This window comes from Amycolatopsis sp., from assembly GCF_036008905.1.
Taxonomy (GTDB): domain Bacteria; phylum Actinomycetota; class Actinomycetes; order Mycobacteriales; family Pseudonocardiaceae; genus Amycolatopsis.
In genome coordinates, this window is the sequence record NZ_DASYMU010000036.1 from 46,058 (window position 1) to 66,136 (window position 20,079).

Genomic DNA, 20,079 nt, shown 5'->3' on the forward strand with positions numbered 1-20,079 from the left:
GGGAATATGTCGACACTTTCCCGAGGGGCAGCACGTTTCAGGCGTCGTCGAGTCGCCGACGCAGGGTGGCGGCGAAGTCTTCCGCTCGTTCGAGCTGCACCCGGAGGTCGGCGCAGCGTTGCTGGGCGTCGCGTTCGAAAGCCCGGAGCTTTTCGAGGTCTTGCTCGCGGCCCTCGCCGGTGGACGTCGCGTCCAGGCGGTCGGAGGCCTCGAGCAGTTCACGCATCTGTTCGAGGGTGAAGCCGAGGGGTTTCATGCGGCGCACCAGCATGAGCCGGGCGATGTCGGCGTCGGTGTAGACGCGGAATCCGCCGGGGGTGCGGGCGGAGGGCACGACGAGACCGGCTTCGTCGTAGTGCCGGATCGTGCGCAACGACAGTTCGGTGCGGGACGCCACTTCGCCGATGTGCATCCGGTCCTCCTGTCCGTTCGCGGAGTCCTCGGCCACAGCCGAATGATCTCTACCCTAACGTAAGGGTAGGTTTCGTTCCGGTAGTCACCACGCCCCGATTCGACAGGTTGACCGTTGCCCCAGCTTGCGTCCGTCCGTTCGTTCCGTCCGCCGTGGTTGTCGCCGAAGGTCGCGCGCACCGAGATCCTCGCCGGACTCGTTGTCGCGCTGGCGCTGATTCCCGAGGCGATCTCGTTCTCCATCATCGCCGGGGTAGACCCGAGTGTCGGGCTGTTCGCGTCCTTCACGATGGCGGTGGTGATCTCGTTCGTCGGCGGACGCCCGGCGATGATCTCGGCGGCCACCGGTGCGATCGCGCTGGTCGTCGCGCCGCTGGCCCGTGAGCACGGGTTCGGGTACCTGGTCGCGACGGTGATCCTGGGCGGGGTGTTCCAGATCGTGCTCGGGTCGCTGGGGGTCGCGCGGCTGATGCGGTTCGTGCCGCGCAGTGTCATGGTCGGGTTCGTCAACGCGCTGGCGATTCTCATTTTCCTGGCGCAGGTTCCCGAGCTCATCGACGTCCCGTGGGCGGTCTACCCGCTGTTCGCGGGCGGGCTCGTGGTGATGGTGTTCTTCCCCAAGCTCACCAAAGCCGTTCCAGGGCCGCTGGTGGCGATCGTCGCCCTGACCGCGCTCACCATCGGCGCGGGGATCGCGGTGCCGACGGTCGGCGACAAGGGTGCCTTGCCGTCGTCCTTGCCGGTGCCGGGGCTCCCGGACGTTCCGTTCACTTTGGACACACTGGCGTTGATCGCGCCTTACGCGCTGGCGTTCGCGTTGGTCGGGCTGATGGAGTCGCTGATGACGGCGAAGCTCGTCGACGACATCACCGACACGCATTCCAACAAGACCCGCGAATCCATCGGGCAGGGCGTCGCGAACGTCGTCACCGGGTTCTTCGGCGGCATGGGCGGCTGCGCGATGATCGGCCAGACCATGATCAACGTCAAGGCCGCGGGCGCCAGGACCAGGCTTTCGACGTTCCTCGCCGGGGTGTTCCTGATGATCCTGTGCATCGTGTTCGGCCCGCTCGTCTCCGACATCCCGATGGCCGCGCTGATCGCGGTGATGGTGCTGGTCGCCTTCGGCACCTTCGACTGGCACAGCATCGCGCCGGCCACGCTCAAGCGGATGCCGGTCGGCGAGATCAGCGTCATGGTCATCACCGTCGCGGTCGTGGTGGCGACCGGCAATCTCGCCATCGGGGTCATCGTGGGCACCATCACCGCGATGGTCATCTTCGCCCGCCGCGTCGCGCATCTCGTCGAGGTCAGCCCAGTTCGCGACCCGGACGGCACGCAGGTCGTCTACGTCGTCACCGGCGCGTTGTTCTTCGCCTCCAGCAACGATCTCGTGTCGCAGTTCGACTACGTGGACGATCCGGACGAGGTCGTCATCGACCTGACCGCGGCCCATGTCTGGGACGCCTCATCGGTCGCCGCGCTCGACGCCGTCACCACGAAGTACGCCTCGCGCGGCAAGACCGTGCGGATCATCGGCTTGAACGAACCCAGCGCCACCATGCACGGCAAGCTCACCGGTGAGCTCACCAGCCACTAGGCCGTGTCCGGCCGGTTTCGACGGTGGTCAGGTAGCTGCTGATGGCGTCACGGTTGCGCGCCAGTGTTTCGGTGCGCCGCTCGACGGTGGTCAGGTTTTGTGTGGCGGGCTCGGGCCAGCCTTCCGAACAGGGCAGCATGTCCCGGATGATCTGCGTGGTCATCCCGGTTTCGAGGAACTCGCGGATCTGCAGGACGCGGTCGACCGAGGACTCGCCGTACGCCCGGTAACCGTTGGCGTCCCGCGAGGAACTGAGGATGCCTTGCTCCTCGTAGTAGCGCAGCAGCCGAGTCGGCACGCCGCTGCGGCGCGCGAGCTCCCCGATCATCATCCCACCACAGTACGGTGCTCAACCGCGGCAACTCCGATGTTCCCCCGAAGCGGCGGCAGCGTGCCCGTGAACAGCTTTCCGGATCCGTCCCTACCAAGGCAAGGGAAAACCGTCCCCCCGGGGAATATGCCGACACTTTCCCCGGGCCGAGAGGAGCGGGAGCGGTGAGTTTGTCTTCATGGCTAAAGAGTCCGCGGTGGAGCTTGAGGTGGGGCACCGGACGGTGCGGGTGTCCAATCCGGACCGGGTCTACTTCCCGGCCCGCGGCGAGACGAAGCTTGATCTCGTCAACTACTACCTGTCGGTCGGCGACGGGATCGTGCGGGCGCTGCGGGACCGCCCGTGCATGATGCACCGCTTCCCCAAAGGGCTGGCGGGGGAGAAGGTGCACCAGAAGCGCGTCCCGAACGGCGCGCCGCCGTGGCTGGAGACGGTCCGGGTCGACTTCCCGTCCGGCCGCCACGCCTACGAACTCTGCGTCACCGAACTGGCGAGCGTGATCTGGGCGGTGCAGATGTCCACTGTGGAATTCCACCCGTGGAACTCGCGCCGCGCCGACACCGAGCGCCCCGACGAGTGGCGGATCGACCTCGATCCCATGCCGGAGTGCGGGTTCGACACGGTCCGCCGGGTCGCCCACGTCGCGCACGAGGTGCTCGACGAACTCGGCGCGGTCGGCTGGCCGAAGACCTCCGGCGGCGCCGGGATGCACATCTACGTCCGGATCGAGCCGCGGTGGGAGTTCTCGGAGGTGAGGCGGGCCGCGCTCGCCTTCGCCCGTGAGGTGGAGCGCCGGGCGCCGGACGTGGTGACGACGACGTGGTGGCGCAAGGACCGCGACCCGTCGACGCTGTTCGTCGACTACAACCAGAACGCGCGGGACCACACCATCGCCAGCGCGTACTCGGTGCGCGGCGTGCCCGAGGCCGTGGTGTCGACGCCGATCACCTGGGACGAGATCGACGACGTCGAACCCCGCGAATGCACTATCGCGACTGTGCCCGCGCGGTTCGCCAAGCTCGGCGACCTGCACGCGGGCATCGACGACGCGGTGTATTCACTGGACACGCTGCTGGAGTGGGCCGACCGCGACGGCCTCGAGTAACCGCCGGCCTGTGTGAATCCGCTTCCCCCGAGGGCGGTCCGGCGAGCCGCGAAATTCGATTGAACCGAATCGGCCCGCGCCGCGTGTGAAGGGCGACGAGGGTGAGAAATTCGAGGGGAATCGATGAAGAAGATACATGTCGCGGTCCGTGCGACGGATCCGATGACGCTCACTGGCGTGATCAGCATTCTGGAGTCACGCCAGGAGATCACGGTCATCCCGGAGCAGGCGTTCGCGACCGCCGAGGTCGTGGTCTACGTGGTCGACCGGATGTCGTCGGACGAACTGGCCGGACTGCGGCGTACCGCGTGGACCGTAGGCGTGCCAACGGTTCTGGTGACCAGGGAGATCAACGAGGACGCGCTGCTGACCGCGATCAACCACCACGTGGTGGCGGTGATCCCGCGCGGCGCGGTCACCGGCGAACGGCTCGTGAGAAGTATTCTCGCGGCGGAGGCCGGTGACGGTGTCATGGCCCCGGATCTCGTGGGGAGCCTGCTGAAAAGTGTGCGCGGCCTGCAACGTGACGTCCTCGCGCCGCGCGGGCTGAGCCCGTCGGGGCTCAACGATCGTGAGATCCAGATCCTGCGGCTGCTCGCCCAGGGCCGCGACACCAACGAAGTCGCCGCCGAGCTGCGGTATTCCGAGCGGACGGTGAAAAGCGTGCTCCACTCGCTGACGAGCCGGTTGAACCTGCGCAACCGGACGCACGCGGTGGCTTACGCCATGCGGACAGGCGTCATCTGACGTCCGGTCCGTGGGAGTCTCAGAAGAGGGTGGCTACGCGGACTAGGTCGGCGAGTGCTCGAGAGCGGCTGTGTGGCGGCCACGAGGGCCGGGACGATGTCCGTGAGTCTTCGTTCCGCCTGGCGGAACGTCCGGCTTGCCCCCGAGCTCGCCCGGAGCGCACTGTTCTGGGCGTGACATCTGACATCGACGTCGACGCGGCCGCGAAATCGCTGCTGGCCGCGTATGACGAACGCGCGGGTATCGCCCCGCTGTCCGAGACCTATCCCGGCCTGACCGTGGCGGACGCGTATGCGATCCAGCTGCGGCAGGTCCGGGTCTGGACCGGCGAAGGCCGCCGGATCCGCGGGCACAAGGTCGGCCTCACCTCGGCGGTGATGCAGCGCCAGTTCGGCGTCGACCAACCCGACTACGGGCATCTGACCGACGACATGTTCCACCTCGAATCGCTGCCGATCGCGGTGGACCGGCTGATCAGTCCCCGGGTCGAACCCGAGATCGCCTTCGTGCTCAAGTCGCCGCTCACCGGGCCGGGGGTGAACGTCGCCGACGCGATCTCCGCGGTGGAGTACGTGCTGCCGTCGCTGGAGATCATCGACTCCCGGATCCGCGACTGGAAGATCACCCTGCCGGACACGATCGCCGACAACGCGTCGTCCGCCGGGGTGGTGCTCGGTTCCACGCCCACCCCACTGTCCTCAGTGGACCTGCGGCTCGTCGGTTGTGTGGTCCACCAGGCGGGTCAGGTCATCGCCACCGGCGCGGGCGGCGCCGCGCTCGGCTCGCCGCTGAACGCGCTGGTCTGGCTGGCCAACACCCTCGGCCCGCTGGGCGTCACCCTCGAAGCGGGCTCGGTGATCCTGCCCGGCTCGATCACCCGCGCGATCCCGGTCGTACCGGGGGATTCGGTGACGGCGACGTTCGCGGGGCTCGGCAGTGTCACGGCCAGGTTCGCCGAATCCACAAAGGACTCACTATGACCACCGCAGCCATCGTCGGGCCCGGCAACATCGGCACCGACCTCCTCGTCAAGCTCCAGCGCACCGGCGACTTCGACGTGCGCTACATGATCGGCGTCGACCCCGAGTCCGACGGCCTGCGCCGGGCCCGCGACCTCGGGGTGGAAGCCAGCGCCGGGGGAGTCGACTGGCTGCTCTCCCGGTCCGAGCTGCCCGACTTCGTGTTCGAGGCGACGTCCGCGACAGCGCATCTCGGCAACGCGCCGCGCTACGCCGAAGCGGGGATCACCGCCATCGATCTGACGCCCGCCGCGATCGGCCCGTTCCTCTGCCCGGTGGTCAATCCCGGCGCGCACGCGGCCGCGGAGAACGTCAACATGATCACCTGCGGCGGCCAGGCCACGATTCCCATCGTCTACGCGGTTTCGCGGGTCACCGAGGTCTCCTACGCCGAGATCGTCGCGTCCATCTCGTCGCGGTCCGCCGGTCCCGGTACCCGCGCGAACATCGACGAGTTCACCGTGACCACCTCCCAGGCGCTGGAATCGGTCGGTGGCGCCAAACGCGGCAAGGCGATCATCATCCTGAACCCGGTGGACCCGCCGATGATCATGCGGGACACCGTCTTCTGCGCGATCCCGCCCGACGCCGACCGGGACGCGATCACCGATTCGGTGCACCGCATGATCTCCGACGTCCAGCGGTACGTGCCCGGCTACACCCTCATCGCGGACCCCCAGTTCGACGACCCGGCGCCGGGCTGGAACGGCCAGGCCAGGGTCGCGATCCTGCTCGAAGTCCGCGGCAACGGCGACTATCTGCCCGAATGGGCCGGCAACCTCGACATCATGACCGCCGCCGCGGTGCGCGCCGGCCAGTTGCTGAGCGAGGCCAGGAAGGTGACGACCCGATGAGCACCCTGCCCCCGGTCCGGTTGACCGACACCACCCTGCGCGACGGGAGCCACGCCGTCGCGCACCAGTTCACCCGCGCGCAGGTGCACGACGTCGTCGCGGGCCTCGACGCCGCGGGCATGCCGGTGATCGAGGTGACCCACGGCGACGGGCTCGCCGGGTCGACCTTCAACTACGGCCACAGTCATACCGACGAGATCGAGCTGATCAAGGTCGCAGCCGAAACAGCGAAGCAGGCGAAGATCGCCGTCCTGCTGCTGCCCGGGCTGGGCACGGTCGAGGATCTCAAGCGCGCCCAGGGCGTCGGCGCGTCCGTCGCCAGGATCGCCACGCACTGCACCGAGGCCGACGTGTCGATCCAGCACTTCGGCGCCGCCCGCGATCTCGGCATGGAGACCGTCGGATTCCTTATGCTGTCCCATCGCACCACCCCGGAGACGCTCGCCGGGCAGGCCCGCATCATGGCCGACGCCGGTTGCCAATGCGTGTACGTCGTGGATTCGGCCGGGGCACTGCTGCCCGGTGGCGTCGCGGAACGGGTCGCCGCGTTGGTCGCCGAACTCGGCGAGGACGCGCAGGTCGGGGTGCACGCGCACCAGAACCTGTCGCTCGGGGTCGCGAATTCCCTTGCGGGGTACCAAGCCGGGGCCCGGCAGGTCGACGGGACGCTGTGCGCGCTCGGCGCCGGCGCCGGGAACTCGCCGACGGAGATCCTGGCCGTCGCCTTCGAACGGCTGGGCGTGCCGACCGGGGTCGACCCCGACGGGGTGCTCAACGTCGCGGAAGAAGTCGTCAAGCCGTTCATCCCGAGGTTGCCGGTGGCGGACCGCAATTCGATCATCCAGGGGCGCTACGGCGTCTACAACTCGTTCCTGCTGCACGCCGAACGTGCCGCGCTGCGCTACGGCGTGCCCGCACACCAGATCCTCAAGCGGGTCGGCGAGGCCGGGTACGTCGGCGGACAGGAAGACATGATCATCGACGTCGCGCTCAAGCTCGCGGCGGACAAGGCGGGGATCCCCGCATGAGCACCTGGAACGTCGAGTCCGCGGCGCGAACCCTCTTCGACGCGGAGGCGTCCCGGGCCGCGCGCGGGCCGCTGACCGACGACTGGCCCGAACTCGACCTCGCCACCGCCTACGAGGTGCAGGACGCCTTGCTGGCCAAGAAGATCGCGGCCGGAGAACAGCTCGTCGGCATCAAACTGGGGCTCACCTCCCGCGCCAAGCAGGAGCGGATGGGCATCGGCTCCCCGCTGACAGCCTGGCTGACCGACGCCATGGTTCTCGAAGCCGGGAAGCCGATCCCCTTGGGGGAGCTGATCCATCCGCGGGTCGAACCCGAGATCGTCTTCGTCCTCGGGGAGCGGCTCAGCGGTCCCGGGGTGACCGCGGCGAAGGCGATGTCCGCGGTGAAATCGGTCTACGCCGGGATCGAAGTCATCGACAGCCGTTACCTCGACTTCGAGTTCACGTTGCCGGATGTCGTCGCGGACAACGCGTCGGCGTCGAGATTTGTTTTGGGTGGCAAGGAGTTCGCCCCCGCGGACCTCGACCTCGTGCTGGAAGCCTGCCTGCTGCAGGTCGGTGGCGAAGTCGTCGATTCGGCCACCGGCGCCGCGGTGCAAGGACATCCGGCGGAAGCGCTGGCGCTGGCCGCGAACTCCCTCGCCGGACGCGGGATCGCCCTGGAGCCCGGCTGGTTCGTGCTCACCGGCGGGCTGACCGACGCCGTGGCCGCCGAACCAGGGCGGCAGATCGTCGCCGAGTTCACCCATCTCGGGTCGGTCACCGTCGCCGGTGCGCACTGACGGACCTGGTGCTGTGATCACCCACGGTCACCAGGCGTAACGCCCGTGTGCGCGGCGGTTGTCCGGTTTGCCGTACAATTCTTCTCGTAACGGACATTTTGTCTGTTGGTCTCCGTGGCGCACCAGCCGCGACCGCCGCACCACCGAGCCGGAGGATTGTCATGAGCTTGTTCGACATGTTGAAGGAAAAGGCGAGCGAACTGCTGGGCGGTGCCACCGACAAGGTCACCGAGATGACCGGGTTCGAATCCCCCGCGGACGCCGTCGGCGGTGTCACCGAAGCAGGTCAGGGCGTCGTCGATTCGGCCACCGGCGTGATCGGCGACGCGAGCGGCGCTGTCACCGATGTGACGGGTTCGATCACCGACAACCTCCCCGGCAGCAAGTAAGGACCGCCGGACCGGCGGTGATCCGCCGGTCCAGCCCGTCCTCTTCTATCGGGTCAGGTCAGCGTCAGCGACGGCCGTGGTCGTCGTCCGAGTCGTGGCGGTCGCCGCCGTGGTCGTCATACAGGTCGTGACCCGGCCCGTCGTCGGAACCGCCACGCGAAACGTCGTCACGGCCATGGTCGTCCGGCACTACCGCGCGGGGAGTCGTGGGCACGGTCGTGCTCGCCGCGGGGGCGGACTGTCGCGAATCGTCGTCACGCTCGGTCTTGAGGATCCGGCCGTCGGCCGAGTCGACGTACACCTCGTACCGGGCATCCGCCGTGCTGAGATGGAATTTCCAGGCCGGGTGGCCGTTTTCGGTCTCCAGGTCGGTCTCGGTCACCCGGCTGCCGGGCACGCTGTCGGTGGCGATCTTCCGCGCGTCGGCTTCGCTCGTGTTCGGTGCCACCCCGGCCGAGGTGCTCGCCGAGGGAGCCGGTGCGGGCCCCGTCCGGTCGGTGGACGCGACGGCGGCGGCCGTGCCGCCCAGTACGAGTGCGGCGCCCACCGCGCTGATCACCAAGGTCTTGCGCATGATGGCTTCTCCTTTTTCCGTTGCGGTTACAGGGAGAAGCCTGTCGCGCGGCGGTATATGCGCGCGCTGTGTGAAGGTTAACGAGCGGCTAAGCCGGGCGGGCCGAGTTCGAGGAGGATCCGCGCCCCGCGCTGTCCGGCCGGGGTCACGGTGAAACTGCCGCCCGAGGACTCCGCGGTCCGGCGCGCGATGTCGAGTCCGAGTCCGGTCGATCCGGCACCGCTCGCGCCTCGCGCGCCCACCGCGGCCTCACGGAAGCCCGGTCCCTGATCCTCGACGACCAGCAGCGCGCCGCCGCCATGATGCGCGGAGAGCCGCACCGCGTACGGCGTGCCCTCCGGGGTGTGCGCGAAGACGTTGCCCAGCAAGGCATCCAGACACGCGGCCAGATCGGGTTTCGAGGCCGCGACCGGGAGTGGCCCGGGATCGACGTCGATGATCATGGGCCGCTCCTGGTCCTGCGCGAGAACCGACCAGAACGCCGTCCGCTCGGCGACGACCTGGGCGGCGTCACAGGCCGCGGGACCGGCGTTGCGGTTGCGCGCCTCTTCGATCAGCGCGGTGACTTCGCGTTCCAGCGTCTCGACGTGCCCGCCGATCCGGCTCGCGTCTTCGGGGTCACGTAAGGATTCCGCGTCGAGACGCAATGCGGTCAGCGGGGTGCGCAGCCGGTGTGAGACGTCGGCGACCGATTCCCGTTCCTGCAACACGAGTTCCCGGATCCTGGCCGCCAGCTGGTTGAGCGCCGAAGCCACCGCGCGCACCTCGGCCGGTCCGCCGGGACGGGCACGCGCCTCGAGGTCACCCGACGCGAGCTGGTGTGACACGGCGGCGAGCTCGTCCACCGGACGCACGATCGTCCGGGCCAGCCTGTCGGCGACCACGACACCGAGGATGAGCAGCACGATGCCGAGCAGGCCCAGCACCAGCCACGCGGATTGCAGGCCACGGCTCAGATCCGCCTGCTCGACGAAGGTGCGTACCACCGCCGTGCCCTGGGGAAGTCCTTGTACCGCAACGAGGATCTCCCGGCCGCCGTCCTCATCGACGGTGATGCTCCCTTGTATCGCGGCCAGCTGGACGCCCGGACTGCGCGACGCGGACTCACCCAGGATCGTGCCGTCCGGCAGGTACACCGTCACCGGCGGGCCGTCGGCGGTGTTGAGCTGGTCCACGGCGGGCCGCAGCGTGCGACTGTCCGAAGTGGCCACCAGCGAGGTGAGCGACTGGACCCGCGAGGTGGCGGCCGTGGTCGCCCGATCGGCGGCGACTTCCCGCAGCAGCAAGGCGAGCGGGACGAGGAAGGCGATCAGCACCAGGCTCATCGCCGCCGCGACCAGCAGCGTCAGCCGGCGTCTCATTGCGAGGGTCCCGGTACCGGGGCGGCGAGCTTGACGCCGACGCGGCGCACGGTGTGCAGATAGCGGGGCTCCTGCGCGGTCTCGCCGAGCTTGCGGCGCAACCACGACAGATGCACGTCGACGGTCTTGTCCGCGCCCGCGTACGGCAGGTTCCAGACGTCGGTGAGCAGGTTCCGTTTGCTCACCACGGTGCCCGCCCGCGACGCGAGGTAATGCAGCAGGTCGAATTCGCGCGGGGTGAGCTCCAGCAACGCGTCGTCGAGGAACGCTTGCCGGGTCCTCGCGTTCACCGACAGGCCGCCGACGACCACCGCGGCCTCCTCGGCCTCGCCTTCGGTCCGCCGCAGCACCGCCCTGATCCGCGCGTCGAGCTGGGCACCGCCGAACGGTTTGACCAGGTAGTCGTCGGCGCCGGCGTCGAGCAGCCGGACCATCTCGGACTCCATGTTGCGGGCGGTGATCACGATGATCGGCACCTGGTTCACCGCGCGCAGCATCCGCAGCACCTCCCGGCCGTCGAGATCGGGCAGGCCCAGGTCGAGCAGCACGACGTCGGGCTTCTCCGACACGGCCAGCTGCAGCCCGGTCATCGCGGTGGGCGCCGAGGTCACCACGTGCCCGCGTTCGGTCAGCGAGCGGATCACCGCTGTCCTGATGGTCATGTCGTCCTCGACGATCAACACCGTGGCCATTCTCGGCAGGCTATACCGGCTTCGGGCGTGTGGCGGCCATCAGACATGCACTAACCGCGCCTTAGCGTCTCGTTAACCTTCCGGGGCGCGATAATGGCGGTCATGAGCAGGCGCGGAATATGGATGGTCGCGGGGTGGGCGGTGGCCGCGGTGGTCACTGCCGCTGTCGGCACGGCCGCGCTCGACATCGTCGGGGCGGGCATCCTCGGGCCGGCCAACCGGCCGCTGAGCCAGGCCGAGGTGGCCAGGGACCTCGCCGGCGCGAGTGCGCGCCCGTCGCCCCCGAGCGCATCGTCCACACCGCCTTCGTCTAGCCAAAGTGGCCCCGCTCCCCGCGGGCTGTCGACGACGGGCGGTTCGCTCGTCGCGATCTGCGACGGCGACGTGGTCACCCTGCAGTCCTGGAGCCCGGCCCAGGGGTTCCGCACCGACGACGACATCGAGCGCGGCCCGGGACCGGCCGCGTCGCTCAAGTTCAAGCGCGACCATGAGGAGTACGCGGTAACGGTCACCTGTCGGGCGGGTGAACCGAACGTCGTCTCGGTGCCCGACGACCACTGATCGCCACTCGTTCGAGTGAGTATCGGTCGCGTGATTTGATCTTCGAGGGCATCGTGTGTGCGCATGGGAACCGATCACCGCCGCGCATCCGCTCTTGTGGCCGTCGCCGCGCTGGCGCTTCCGCTGATCCTGGTTTCGGCGCCCGGCACCGCGGCGGGCACCGAACAGGCCGACTACTCGCTGGCCGAAGAGAACTACGCGGGCTCGCAGATCGCGCTGCGGGAGGGGGTCCACGGCAGCCCGCTGGACGCGCGCGCCGAGTCCGAAGTGGAGCAAACGCTGGGGCACGATGTCAGCGGGCATCAGGGTCCGGTGGACTGGCTGTTCGCGGCGAACGCGGGCGCGAAGTTCGCCTACGTCAAGGCGACCGAGGGCACCGGCTTCGTCAATCCCCAGTACCGCCAGCAATACGACGGCGCGCACGACAACGGTCTCATCCGCGGTGCCTACCATTTCGCGCGCCCGGACATCTCCGGCGGCGCCGAGCAGGCGGAGTACTTCATCGCCAACGGTGGTGCCTGGCGAGGCGACGGCAGGACCCTGCCCGGTGCGCTCGACGTCGAATACAACCCGTACGGGGATGCTTGTTACGGCAAGGACGCCGCCGCGATGACCGCCTGGATCACCGATTTCACCCGGACCTATCTCGCGAAGATGGGCCGCAGTGCGCTGATCTACACCAGCACGAGCTGGTGGAAACTGTGCACCGGCAACAACTCGGGCTTCGGGAACACCAATCCACTGTGGCTCGCCCGCTATGCGCCGGAAATCGGCGAACTCCCCGCGGGATGGGAAAAGCAGAGCATCTGGCAGTTCGCCGACAAGGGTGGCCTGCCGGGGGACCAGAATTACTACAACGGTCCGATGACCCGAGTACAGGCCCTGGCCACCGGCTGACGTCGGCATCACGTGATACCCCGCGTCCGCAACGACCGCCATCTGTCGACAGATGGCGAAGGTCCCGCGGCTTGAAGCTGTAGGGATGCTTAACGATTCTTCCAACTCTTTTCACTTGTCCTGTCGAATGACTTGCGGCAGCGTGAGAAGAATGATGAACGGCAAACACGGCACAGTGGTGCGCATGGGGGTGCTCGCCCTGTTGTGGGGCTCGAGTTTCCTGTGGATCAAACTGGCGTTGAACGGGCTGGCCCCGGTCCAGGTCACGCTCATCCGCTGCGTGCTTGGGGCGGCCGTCCTCTGGGGAATGTGCCATTTCGCGCGGCAGCGGCTTCCCCGTGACCGCGCCACCTGGAGGCGTCTCGTCGTGGCCGCCTTCTTCTGCAACGCCTTGCCGTTCGCACTGTTCAGCATCGGCGAGCAGACCGTCGACTCCGGGGTGGCCGGGGTGCTGAACGCGACGACCCCGTTGTGGTCCATGCTGATCGGCCTCGCGCTGGGCACCGAACGGGGACTTTCGCCGATCCGGCTTGGTGGGCTGCTGCTCGGGTTCGCGGGCACGGTCCTGATCTTCGCGCCGTGGAACCAGGCCGGGCTCGCGAGCTGGGGTGCGCTGGCCCTGCTGGGGGCCGCGGTGAGCTACGCCATCGCTTTCGCTTACATGGGAAGGAAACTCGTCGGGACCGGCACCGCGCCGCTGGCACTCTCCGCGGCGCAGCTCATCACCGCGTCGGGACTGAGCACGCTGGCCCTGCCCGCGGGCGGCCTGGAGTGGACCGAGGTCAACACCGGTGCGCTGCTCGCGGTGGCGGTGCTGGGGATCTTCGGCACCGGCTTCACTTTCGCCCTGAACTACCGGCTGATCGCGGACGAAGGCGCGGCCAGCGCCGCCACCGTCGGGTATCTGCTGCCGGTGGTTTCGGTGGCGCTGGGCGCGGTCGTGCTCGGGGAGGACATCGGCCCGCGGGTCGTCGCGGGGATGGCCGTGGTACTCGCCGGAGTCGGCATGACGCGGTGGCGCGCTCGCACGCCACCGCGTCAGGAGCTTTCCGAAGTCGGCGCCTGAACTACTGGACCGCTTGGGTCAGCAGTGACTGATACCAGGCGTCGTACGGATGGTTGGTCGCCGGATAACTGGCGAGCGGGTTCGTCGCGTTCCCAGCGGAATCGAAGTCCCAGCCACGGACGATCCGCCCGGCCTGGCGGGCCGAGGTGATGAACGACTTGCTGGAGGCGGGTGCGGCGTAGAACAACGCACCCTGCTTCAGTTCGGCGTTGTCGCCTTCCTGGTACTCGTCGAACGCGGTCGCCTGGTAGCGGACGCGGTCACCCGAGACCCGGTCGGTCGAATACCGCAGCGTCTGGGCCGGGGTGGCGCCGTCCGCGCCGGTCGAAACCGATACCCGCGAGGCACCTCGCACGGAGACGGCCTTGTCGTAGCCGGCATCGGCGGTCTTCGCGTTGCCGCTCCACGTCACCGCCGACGTGGCCGTGTTGAGCGCGCCGCGCCACTCCCAGTTCTGGGTGTTGCCCTCACTGCGGTTGATCTGTCGCAGTGCGGTGCCGGCCGGGTCGGTGAAGGCCACCGTCGGGAGCACGCCGTTGCCGTACTTCTTGCTGGCGGACCAGGTGATCTCCCCGTCGGCACCCAGGCGTCCGGTACGCGACCAGAGCGTGTTCTCGTTCTGCGACTGGTGAACCTCGACGAGCCAGCCGTTGTCGTTGAGCGCGACCGCCGGTGTCTTACCGGTGTCGTACTGCCCGTGGCGGACCCATTTCACCCGGCCGTCCGTGCCGTAAGTGCCGGTCCAGTACCAAAGTGTGCCGGAGCCGGAGTCGTGCACCTCGACGATCTGGCCCCGGCCGTTGAGGGCCACCGCCGGGCTGTACCCGACGTCGCGGCGGTACTCGGCGCGGCTCTTGCCGTCACCGGAAAGCAGCGTCAATACTTTGCCGCGCAGCGTGTCGACCGAGGGCAGTCCGGCGGGATAATCCTTGGCCAGCACCAGATTCGCCCCGAAGGCGCCGGTGAGTTCCTGGTTGAGCGCGCTCAGGTTGCCCGCCGCGAAAGACGGGTTGTCGGTCAGGTCGTCCTTGATGTCGAGCATGACGACCAGCGGTGCGTGCGTGGGATGGGCGTCGGACCAGGCGTTGACCGAGCCCAGCCAGTCGCGCAACGCGTTCGACGCCGGGTTGCCCGCATGGTCGACGAGGTCGCCGGGACTGCCGTGCCCGACGCCGTAGTCACGGGACGTGCCGTAGCCGTTGTCGTGGATATCGAACTCGAGGAACCGGACCCCGTGGTCGAGCTGATAGGTCAACGAGCCCTTGGCGCCGTCGACGTTCCCCGAGTAGCTGTTGTGGGTGGCCCGGAAGACCGCCGACGCGAACGGGACGTCGGCCGCCGCCGTACCGCCGGTCAGCAGCGCGGCCGTGACCAGCGCCGCAGCGAATACGGCGCCGGATTTCAGTCGGAACATGGCTGGATCCTCATTTCTTCCCCCCAGTTGCGGAGCACGAGGATGATCGCACCAGCCGGGCCTTACCGGGGGAAGAATTCACCAACAACCGGCAACGGTTTGCCAGTGGCGGAGGAAATCGTGGACGGGGCCCGCCGAAACCGGGCCGGCCCCGTCCATCTCGTTGTCAGACCGCGTTGCTCAGCGCGGTGAACTCCTCGTCGGTGAGTTCGAGCTGTGCCGCGGCGATGTTGTCCTCGACGTGGGAAACCGTGGACGTGCCGGGGATCGGCAGCAGCGCGGGCGAACGCTTGAGCAGCCACGCCAGCGCCAGCTGGGACGGCGACGCGCCGTGCTCCTGGGCGATCTTGTCGAGCGGGCCGCCCTCCTTGGCGAGCTTGCCGGTCGCGAGCGGGAACCACGGGATGAACCCGGGGCCGTTGCTCTCGGCGTACTTCAGGAGTGGCTCGGCGTTGCGCTGCGACAGGTTGAACAGGTTCTGGACCGAGACGATGGTGGCCGTTTTCCCGGCTTCCTTGACGTCGTCGATCGAGACCTCGCTGAGGCCGATGTGCCGGATCTTGCCCTCTTGCTGAAGGCTCGCCAGCTCGCCGACCTGATCGGCCACCGGGACTTTCGGGTCGATCCGGTGCAGCTGCAGCAGGTCGATGCGCTCCAGGCCGAGATGGCGCAGACTCAGTTCCACCTGCTGGCGCAGGTACTCCGGCCGCCCGATCGGCACCCAGGCGCCGGGGCCGGTCTTGGCGAACCCGGCCTTCGTCGCGATGACGAGGTCGTCGGCGTAGGGGTGCAGTGCCTCCTTGACCAGCAGGTCCGCGGTGAACGGGCCGTAGGCGTCCGCGGTGTCGATGAAGTTCACGCCGAGCTCGACGGCTCGCCTCAGCACGCGCACGGCTTCTTCGGGGTTCCGCGATTCGCCCCAGACACCGGGTCCGGGGAGCTGCATCGTGCCGTAGCCCAGGCGGTTGACGGTGAGGTCGCCGCCGAGGGTGAACGAACCCGAGGCCGCGGCCACGCTTGTTGGGGAAACCATGGTGTCCTCCGAAACTGAACTGAACGTCCAGTTCACGCTATGACCGGCGAAGCGCCCCCGGCAACGTCCAGTCGGATCTGTCACCCGCGGGAATATGTCGACACTTTCCCCGGGCGCGGGTCAGGGGGTACGGCCGCGGATGAGGGGCAGGTAGACCTCGTCGACGATCTCGACGACGACGCTGTCCGGCAGGGTGGCCAAGCCGCGAGTGACGTACTCGTTGCGCAGCAACGTGAGGGCCACGGTGGCGACCCTCGGATGCAGGGTCTCGGGGGACGCCTCGCCGCGGGCGACCGCGCGCCCGAGGATCGTCAGCCAGACGCCGGTCGCGCTGTCGACAGCCTGGTCCCGCAGTTGCGCCAGCAGGTGCGGCTCGTCGCCGACGCTCGAGAGCAGGCCGCGCAGGATGTCGCCCTTGGGGGAGGACAGGTCGCGGTTCGTGGTGTGCAGGAGTTCCAGCACGTCGTCGCGCAGCTTGCCGGTGTCGGGAATCCGCGTGTTGGCCACGACCAGGAGCCGGTACGCGGCGACACCGAGCGCGGCCCGGTTCGGCCAGCGGCGGCCAAGGGCATCACCTACGACACCGGGTTCATCAACCAGGGGACGAGCACCCACGAGCGGTTCGACTCGGAGCTCGTGCGGCGCGACCTACGGGTCATCCGCGACGACCTGCACTGCACCGCCGTGCGGGTCACCGGCGGCGATGTCGACCGGCTCGAGATCGCGGCCAAGCACGCGGCCGACCTCGGCCTGGGGGTCTGGTTCTCGCCGTTCACCTGCGACCTGACCACCGACGAGCTGCTCACCTGCCTCACCGACTGTGCCGAGCGGGCCGAACGGCTGCGCCTGACCGGCGCCGGCGTCGTGCTCGTGGCGGGCGCCGAGCTGAGCCTGTGCACCATCGGGTTCCTGCCCGGTGACACCCTCGGCGACCGGATCGGCATCCTCTCGCCCACCTTCCCGCGACTTCGTGAGGTGATGGCCGCGGTTCCCCCGCTGATCAACGACTTCCTGGCCAAGGCCGTGGCCGTCGTCCGCGAGCGGTTCGGCGGGAAGGTCACCTACGCCTCGATCCCGTTCGAGGGCGTGGACTGGACGCCGTTCGACTTCGTCGGCGTCGACTCCTACCGCACGACGGAGATCGCGGAGATGTACCCCGGCGCGATTCGTTCGCTTGTGGCGCAGGGGAAACCGCTCGCGATCACCGAGTTCGGCTGCGCCACGCACCGGGGCGCGGCGGGCGAAGGCGCCCGCGGCGGGATGATCGTCGAATGGGATGGCAAGGCCAACCCGCTGCGGCTGGACGGCGACTACGTCCGCGACGAGGACGAGCAGGCCACCTGTATCCGTGAGCTGCTGGACATCTACACCGCCGAAGACGTCGACAGCGTGTTCCTCTGCACCTTCGCGTGCTACCACCTGCCGCATCGCGAAGGGTCACGCGAAGACCTGGACATGGCCAGTTACGGCGTGGTCAAGGTCGCCGAAGACCGCGTGGGCTGGGAGCCCAAAGTCGCGTTCGGTGTCCTCGCCGACTACTACGGAGTCAGCTCTTCGTCAGCCGGATAAGGAAATCCCGGGTGGCCGCGGCCATCGTCGGCTCGACAGCGAGTTCGACGAGCATTTCGGTGGCCGCGGTCATTTCGTCGGCCCGGCGGACGGCGTGCTGGTGTGTACCGCGGACCAGTCTGTCCACAGTGGAGGCATCGGCACGGGTCAGTTCCTCGGCGATGTTGTCGCGCAGCCAGTCTTCACACCCCGCCGCACGTCCGGCTTCGAGCGCTTCGACGACCGCGGCCGCGAGTCCCTTGAAGAACACGCTGCGCAGCAGTTTGCGTTCCGCCGCCAGCCCGGCTTCGCCGTCCATCACCGTGACGGACGCGCCCAGTGCGCCGAGGATCCGCGCGACGTCGTCGGCCGCGACTCCACTGATCAGCAACGGCGTGCGCAGGCCGCGGCCGGGAACCGGCGCCATGATGGCGATGTCCGCGAACGGCACGCCGTGTTCACGCGCGATCCCGGCGAGTTGCTTCTTGGTACCGGGGGAGGCGGTGTTGAGGTCGGCCCAGATACCGTCGCCCACCGCGCCGGCTCCGGCTCGTAATGCGCCGATGGACGCCTTGGAGCTGTTGACGCTGAGCACCAGATCGGCGCCCGTGGCGGCCTCGGCTTCGCTTGCGGTGTCGATGATCCCGTCGCCCGCGGTGACCGCGGGGTCGTAGCCACGGACCACGGCGCCGGCCTCGACCAGGTCCCGGGCGATCGTTCCGCCGGCCTCACCCAGCCCCAGAACCGCTACGGTGACAGGGTTTGCCTGTTCGTCGGACATCTTCGCCCATCCTTTCCCGTCGAGACGCTACACTAGGCTAACGCCAAAATTGGCGACAATATCGGTGAGGATTCGGCGGGAGCGTGACGGTGACGGTAAGCGGGGGAGAGCCCAGGCCCGACGGCGAGCAGTCGGTGGTGGCCGCGATTCGCGAGGCGATCGTGCGAGGGGACTTCGTACCCAACCAGCGCCTGGTCGAGGCGGACCTCTCCGAGCAGTTCGCGGCCAGCCGGGCCAGCGTACGCTCCGCGCTGCTGGAACTCACCAACGAAGGGCTCGTCGAGCGCGTCCAGAACAGGGGTGCCCGCGTCCGCGCGGTGTCCCTCGACGAGGCCGTCGAAATCTCCGAGGTGCGGATGGTCCTGGAAGGACTGTGTGCGGCGAAGGCGGCCGAACACATCACGGCCGCCGAGATCCGTGAGCTCAAGGCGATCGGCAAGGGCATGCGCAAGGCCGTGTCCAGCGGTGACGTGCTCGGCTACTCGCAGTTCAACCAGGAGTTGCACCGGCGCGTCCGGGAGATCAGCGGCCAGGCCACGGCCACGAACGTGCTGGAACGGCTGCGCGCGCAGAGCGTGCGCCACCAGTTCAAGCTGGCGATGCACCCCGGCCGGCCCACGGTGTCGCTGCCCGAGCACCTGGCGATCATCGACGCGATCTGCGCGCACGACGCCGAGGCCGCCGAAAGCGCGGCGCGCGCACACCTTCGCAGTGTCATCGGCGCGTTGCGGGAAGTGGACCAGTCGGCGGTGAGGAGCGTTCGATGACTAGGCCTGGCGGCCTGCGGTGCATGCTCATGCGCGGCGGTACGTCCAAGGGGGCGTACTTCCTCGCCGAAGACCTGCCCGTGGACCCGGGTGAGCGTGACGACCTGCTGCTGCGGGTGATGGGCTCGCCGGACGAACGCCAGATCGACGGCATCGGCGGCGCGCATCCGCTGACCAGCAAGGTCGCCGTGGTCTCGCGCTCCGAAAAGTCCGATGTGGACGTCGATTACCTGTTCCTGCAGATAGCAGTGGATCAGCCTGCGGTGTCGGATCGGCAGAACTGCGGGAACCTCCTGGCCGGGGTGGGCGGGTTCGCGATCGAACGCGGGCTCGTGCCCGCGCAGGACGGCCGCACGCCGGTGCGGATCCGGATGGTCAACTCGGAAAGCGCCGCCACGGCCCTGGTGCCCACGCCCGGCGGAATCGTCGACTACGACGGCGATGTCGCCATTTCGGGCGTGCCGAACACCGCCGGGCCCGTGGTGCTCGACTTCGAGGACACAGCCGGTTCCGCGTGCGGTGCGCTGCTGCCGACGGGCTCGGTGGTGGACGTGATCGACGACGTCCCGGTGACCTGTATCGACAACGGGATGCCGGTGGTCGTCCTCCCGGCCGCCGCGCTCGGCGTCACGGGCTACGAGACGCCCGCCGAGCTGGAAGCGAACTCGGAATTCCGGGAACGACTCGAGAAAATCCGGCTCCGCGCGGGCGAAATAATGGGTTTGGGCGACGTTTCGGATACGAGCGTGCCGAAGATGTCGCTCGTGGCCGCTGCCCGCGACGGCGGCACGGTCGCGACCCGCACGTTCATTCCGCACCGCTGTCACGCCTCGATCGGCGTTCTCGGCGCGGTCACCGTCGCGACGGCCTGTGCCCTGCCCGGAAGTCCGGCGCACGAGGTGGCGATTCCGCCGGAAGGCGCGCGTTTTCGGATGGAACATCCCACGGGTCACCTCGACGTCGAAGTCGAGGTGGACGAGACGGGCGCGGTGCGGCGCAGCGGTGTCGTCCGCACCGCGCGAAAGCTGTTCGACGGCGTCGTTTTCCCGCGTTCCTGAGGTTGGTCCCGCGCCGTGCTTGACTCTTGCCGCCAAGATTGTTAACAATCTAGGTGAAGAT

The 20,079-nt window shown here is 68.6% G+C and carries 23 protein-coding genes; 14 read left to right on the top strand and 9 right to left on the bottom strand.

The genetic code is table 11. The features are described 5' to 3' along the window. Positions 1-37: 37 nt before the first annotated feature. A complete protein-coding gene (locus VGP60_RS06805; RefSeq protein ID WP_327547082.1) occupies positions 38-412 on the bottom strand; it encodes a MerR family transcriptional regulator in 375 nt (124 codons plus the stop codon). A 114-nt stretch (positions 413-526) separates the two neighbouring features. Here VGP60_RS06805 and VGP60_RS06810 point away from each other — a divergent pair, with 114 nt between their 5' ends. Then, positions 527-2,011 (top strand): SulP family inorganic anion transporter, encoded by a 1,485-nt coding sequence (locus tag VGP60_RS06810; protein ID WP_327547011.1) that lies wholly within the window; start codon positions 527-529, stop codon positions 2,009-2,011. Here the strand turns inward: VGP60_RS06810 and VGP60_RS06815 are convergent. After that, on the bottom strand, positions 1,998-2,342 hold the full coding sequence (locus tag VGP60_RS06815; protein ID WP_327547012.1) for a MerR family transcriptional regulator: 345 nt from the start codon (positions 2,340-2,342) through the stop codon (positions 1,998-2,000). The two genes, VGP60_RS06810 and VGP60_RS06815, sit on opposite strands and share 14 nt — an antisense overlap. 178 nt (positions 2,343-2,520) lie before the next feature. Here VGP60_RS06815 and ligD point away from each other — a divergent pair, with 178 nt between their 5' ends. The 7 genes from ligD (at position 2,521) to VGP60_RS06850 (ending at position 8,266) form a co-directional block, all read left to right on the top strand. Further along, positions 2,521-3,447: a non-homologous end-joining DNA ligase gene (gene ligD, locus VGP60_RS06820; RefSeq protein WP_327547013.1), complete on the top strand. Its 927-nt coding sequence runs from the start codon at positions 2,521-2,523 to the stop codon at positions 3,445-3,447. A 123-nt stretch (positions 3,448-3,570) separates the two neighbouring features. Further along, a complete protein-coding gene (locus VGP60_RS06825) occupies positions 3,571-4,194 on the top strand; it encodes a response regulator transcription factor (RefSeq protein WP_327547014.1) in 624 nt (207 codons plus the stop codon). A 173-nt stretch (positions 4,195-4,367) separates the two neighbouring features. Further along, entirely contained in the window at positions 4,368-5,174 is an 807-nt protein-coding gene (locus tag VGP60_RS06830) for a 2-keto-4-pentenoate hydratase (protein WP_414640300.1), read from the top strand. Then, a complete protein-coding gene (locus VGP60_RS06835) occupies positions 5,171-6,067 on the top strand; it encodes an acetaldehyde dehydrogenase (acetylating) (RefSeq protein WP_327547015.1) in 897 nt (298 codons plus the stop codon). Before VGP60_RS06830 ends, VGP60_RS06835 begins: the two co-directional genes overlap by 4 nt. Next, positions 6,064-7,095: a 4-hydroxy-2-oxovalerate aldolase gene (gene dmpG, locus VGP60_RS06840; protein ID WP_327547016.1), complete on the top strand. Its 1,032-nt coding sequence runs from the start codon at positions 6,064-6,066 to the stop codon at positions 7,093-7,095. Before VGP60_RS06835 ends, dmpG begins: the two co-directional genes overlap by 4 nt. Then, complete coding sequence (locus tag VGP60_RS06845) at positions 7,092-7,877, top strand: 2-keto-4-pentenoate hydratase (protein ID WP_327547017.1); 786 nt, start codon at positions 7,092-7,094, stop codon at positions 7,875-7,877. The genes dmpG and VGP60_RS06845 overlap by 4 nt, the downstream gene beginning before the upstream one ends. Before the next feature lie 161 nt (positions 7,878-8,038). Next, entirely contained in the window at positions 8,039-8,266 is a 228-nt protein-coding gene (locus tag VGP60_RS06850) for a hypothetical protein (RefSeq protein WP_327547018.1), read from the top strand. Positions 8,267-8,330: 64 nt separating this feature from the next. Here VGP60_RS06850 and VGP60_RS06855 read toward each other — a convergent pair whose 3' ends face one another. The 3 genes from VGP60_RS06855 to VGP60_RS06865 form a co-directional block, all read right to left on the bottom strand. Continuing rightward, positions 8,331-8,840, bottom strand: a complete 510-nt coding sequence (locus VGP60_RS06855; protein ID WP_327547019.1) for a PepSY domain-containing protein — start codon at positions 8,838-8,840, stop codon at positions 8,331-8,333. Between the two features lie 77 nt (positions 8,841-8,917). Beyond that, complete coding sequence (locus VGP60_RS06860; protein WP_327547020.1) at positions 8,918-10,201, bottom strand: HAMP domain-containing sensor histidine kinase; 1,284 nt, start codon at positions 10,199-10,201, stop codon at positions 8,918-8,920. Beyond that, positions 10,198-10,893, bottom strand: coding sequence for a response regulator transcription factor (locus VGP60_RS06865; RefSeq protein ID WP_327547021.1), 696 nt, complete (start codon positions 10,891-10,893; stop codon positions 10,198-10,200). Before VGP60_RS06865 ends, VGP60_RS06860 begins: the two co-directional genes overlap by 4 nt. Positions 10,894-10,995: 102 nt before the next feature. On the opposite strand from VGP60_RS06865, the gene VGP60_RS06870 reads away from it, so the two are divergent. The 3 genes from VGP60_RS06870 (at position 10,996) to VGP60_RS06880 (ending at position 13,417) form a co-directional block, all read left to right on the top strand. Further along, entirely contained in the window at positions 10,996-11,454 is a 459-nt protein-coding gene (locus VGP60_RS06870) for a hypothetical protein (RefSeq protein ID WP_327547022.1), read from the top strand. A 63-nt stretch (positions 11,455-11,517) separates the two neighbouring features. Continuing rightward, positions 11,518-12,351 carry a lysozyme gene (locus tag VGP60_RS06875; RefSeq protein ID WP_327547023.1) on the top strand — a complete coding sequence of 278 codons (834 nt, stop codon included), beginning with the start codon at positions 11,518-11,520 and terminating at the stop codon, positions 12,349-12,351. A 151-nt stretch (positions 12,352-12,502) separates the two neighbouring features. Beyond that, the gene (locus tag VGP60_RS06880) at positions 12,503-13,417 is read left to right on the top strand and encodes a DMT family transporter (protein ID WP_327547024.1); all 915 of its coding nucleotides are present in this window, start codon (positions 12,503-12,505) and stop codon (positions 13,415-13,417) included. A 1-nt stretch (position 13,418) separates the two neighbouring features. On the opposite strand, the gene VGP60_RS06885 is transcribed toward VGP60_RS06880, so the two are convergent. The 3 genes from VGP60_RS06885 to VGP60_RS06895 all read right to left on the bottom strand — a co-directional run bounded on the left by VGP60_RS06885 (position 13,419) and on the right by VGP60_RS06895 (position 16,326). Then, positions 13,419-14,831: a hypothetical protein gene (locus VGP60_RS06885; protein ID WP_327547025.1), complete on the bottom strand. Its 1,413-nt coding sequence runs from the start codon at positions 14,829-14,831 to the stop codon at positions 13,419-13,421. Positions 14,832-14,997: 166 nt separating this feature from the next. Then, positions 14,998-15,864 carry an aldo/keto reductase gene (locus VGP60_RS06890; RefSeq protein ID WP_327547026.1) on the bottom strand — a complete coding sequence of 289 codons (867 nt, stop codon included), beginning with the start codon at positions 15,862-15,864 and terminating at the stop codon, positions 14,998-15,000. A 120-nt stretch (positions 15,865-15,984) separates the two neighbouring features. Continuing rightward, complete coding sequence (locus VGP60_RS06895; protein ID WP_327547027.1) at positions 15,985-16,326, bottom strand: TetR-like C-terminal domain-containing protein; 342 nt, start codon at positions 16,324-16,326, stop codon at positions 15,985-15,987. Between VGP60_RS06895 and VGP60_RS06900 the strand changes: the two genes are divergently transcribed. Then, complete coding sequence (locus tag VGP60_RS06900; protein ID WP_327547028.1) at positions 16,309-17,433, top strand: hypothetical protein; 1,125 nt, start codon at positions 16,309-16,311, stop codon at positions 17,431-17,433. The genes VGP60_RS06895 and VGP60_RS06900 overlap by 18 nt on opposite strands. Here VGP60_RS06900 and VGP60_RS06905 read toward each other — a convergent pair. Continuing rightward, positions 17,411-18,193 (bottom strand): NAD(P)-dependent oxidoreductase, encoded by a 783-nt coding sequence (locus VGP60_RS06905; RefSeq protein WP_327547029.1) that lies wholly within the window; start codon positions 18,191-18,193, stop codon positions 17,411-17,413. The genes VGP60_RS06900 and VGP60_RS06905 overlap by 23 nt on opposite strands. 83 nt (positions 18,194-18,276) lie before the next feature. Here VGP60_RS06905 and VGP60_RS06910 point away from each other — a divergent pair, with 83 nt between their 5' ends. Both VGP60_RS06910 and VGP60_RS06915 read left to right on the top strand, forming a co-directional pair. Next, on the top strand, positions 18,277-18,960 hold the full coding sequence (locus VGP60_RS06910; protein WP_327547030.1) for a GntR family transcriptional regulator: 684 nt from the start codon (positions 18,277-18,279) through the stop codon (positions 18,958-18,960). Continuing rightward, complete coding sequence (locus VGP60_RS06915) at positions 18,957-20,018, top strand: 4-oxalomesaconate tautomerase (protein WP_327547031.1); 1,062 nt, start codon at positions 18,957-18,959, stop codon at positions 20,016-20,018. Before VGP60_RS06910 ends, VGP60_RS06915 begins: the two co-directional genes overlap by 4 nt. Positions 20,019-20,079: the final 61 nt, after the last annotated feature.

Coding starts and splice junctions, on each gene's coding strand:
- VGP60_RS06875 (WP_327547023.1), top strand. CDS start 11,518: ATGGGAACCGATCACCGCCGCGCATCCGCTCTTGTGGCCGTCGCCGCG.
- VGP60_RS06890 (WP_327547026.1), bottom strand. CDS start 15,864: ATGGTTTCCCCAACAAGCGTGGCCGCGGCCTCGGGTTCGTTCACCCTC.
- ligD (WP_327547013.1), top strand. CDS start 2,521: ATGGCTAAAGAGTCCGCGGTGGAGCTTGAGGTGGGGCACCGGACGGTG.
- VGP60_RS06855 (WP_327547019.1), bottom strand. CDS start 8,840: ATGCGCAAGACCTTGGTGATCAGCGCGGTGGGCGCCGCACTCGTACTG.
- VGP60_RS06805 (WP_327547082.1), bottom strand. CDS start 412: ATGCACATCGGCGAAGTGGCGTCCCGCACCGAACTGTCGTTGCGCACG.
- VGP60_RS06860 (WP_327547020.1), bottom strand. CDS start 10,201: ATGAGACGCCGGCTGACGCTGCTGGTCGCGGCGGCGATGAGCCTGGTG.
- VGP60_RS06870 (WP_327547022.1), top strand. CDS start 10,996: ATGAGCAGGCGCGGAATATGGATGGTCGCGGGGTGGGCGGTGGCCGCG.
- VGP60_RS06825 (WP_327547014.1), top strand. CDS start 3,571: ATGAAGAAGATACATGTCGCGGTCCGTGCGACGGATCCGATGACGCTC.
- dmpG (WP_327547016.1), top strand. CDS start 6,064: ATGAGCACCCTGCCCCCGGTCCGGTTGACCGACACCACCCTGCGCGAC.
- VGP60_RS06845 (WP_327547017.1), top strand. CDS start 7,092: ATGAGCACCTGGAACGTCGAGTCCGCGGCGCGAACCCTCTTCGACGCG.
- VGP60_RS06850 (WP_327547018.1), top strand. CDS start 8,039: ATGAGCTTGTTCGACATGTTGAAGGAAAAGGCGAGCGAACTGCTGGGC.
- VGP60_RS06905 (WP_327547029.1), bottom strand. CDS start 18,193: ATGTCCGACGAACAGGCAAACCCTGTCACCGTAGCGGTTCTGGGGCTG.
- VGP60_RS06835 (WP_327547015.1), top strand. CDS start 5,171: ATGACCACCGCAGCCATCGTCGGGCCCGGCAACATCGGCACCGACCTC.
- VGP60_RS06885 (WP_327547025.1), bottom strand. CDS start 14,831: ATGTTCCGACTGAAATCCGGCGCCGTATTCGCTGCGGCGCTGGTCACG.
- VGP60_RS06865 (WP_327547021.1), bottom strand. CDS start 10,893: ATGGCCACGGTGTTGATCGTCGAGGACGACATGACCATCAGGACAGCG.
- VGP60_RS06815 (WP_327547012.1), bottom strand. CDS start 2,342: ATGATGATCGGGGAGCTCGCGCGCCGCAGCGGCGTGCCGACTCGGCTG.
- VGP60_RS06915 (WP_327547031.1), top strand. CDS start 18,957: ATGACTAGGCCTGGCGGCCTGCGGTGCATGCTCATGCGCGGCGGTACG.
- VGP60_RS06880 (WP_327547024.1), top strand. CDS start 12,503: ATGATGAACGGCAAACACGGCACAGTGGTGCGCATGGGGGTGCTCGCC.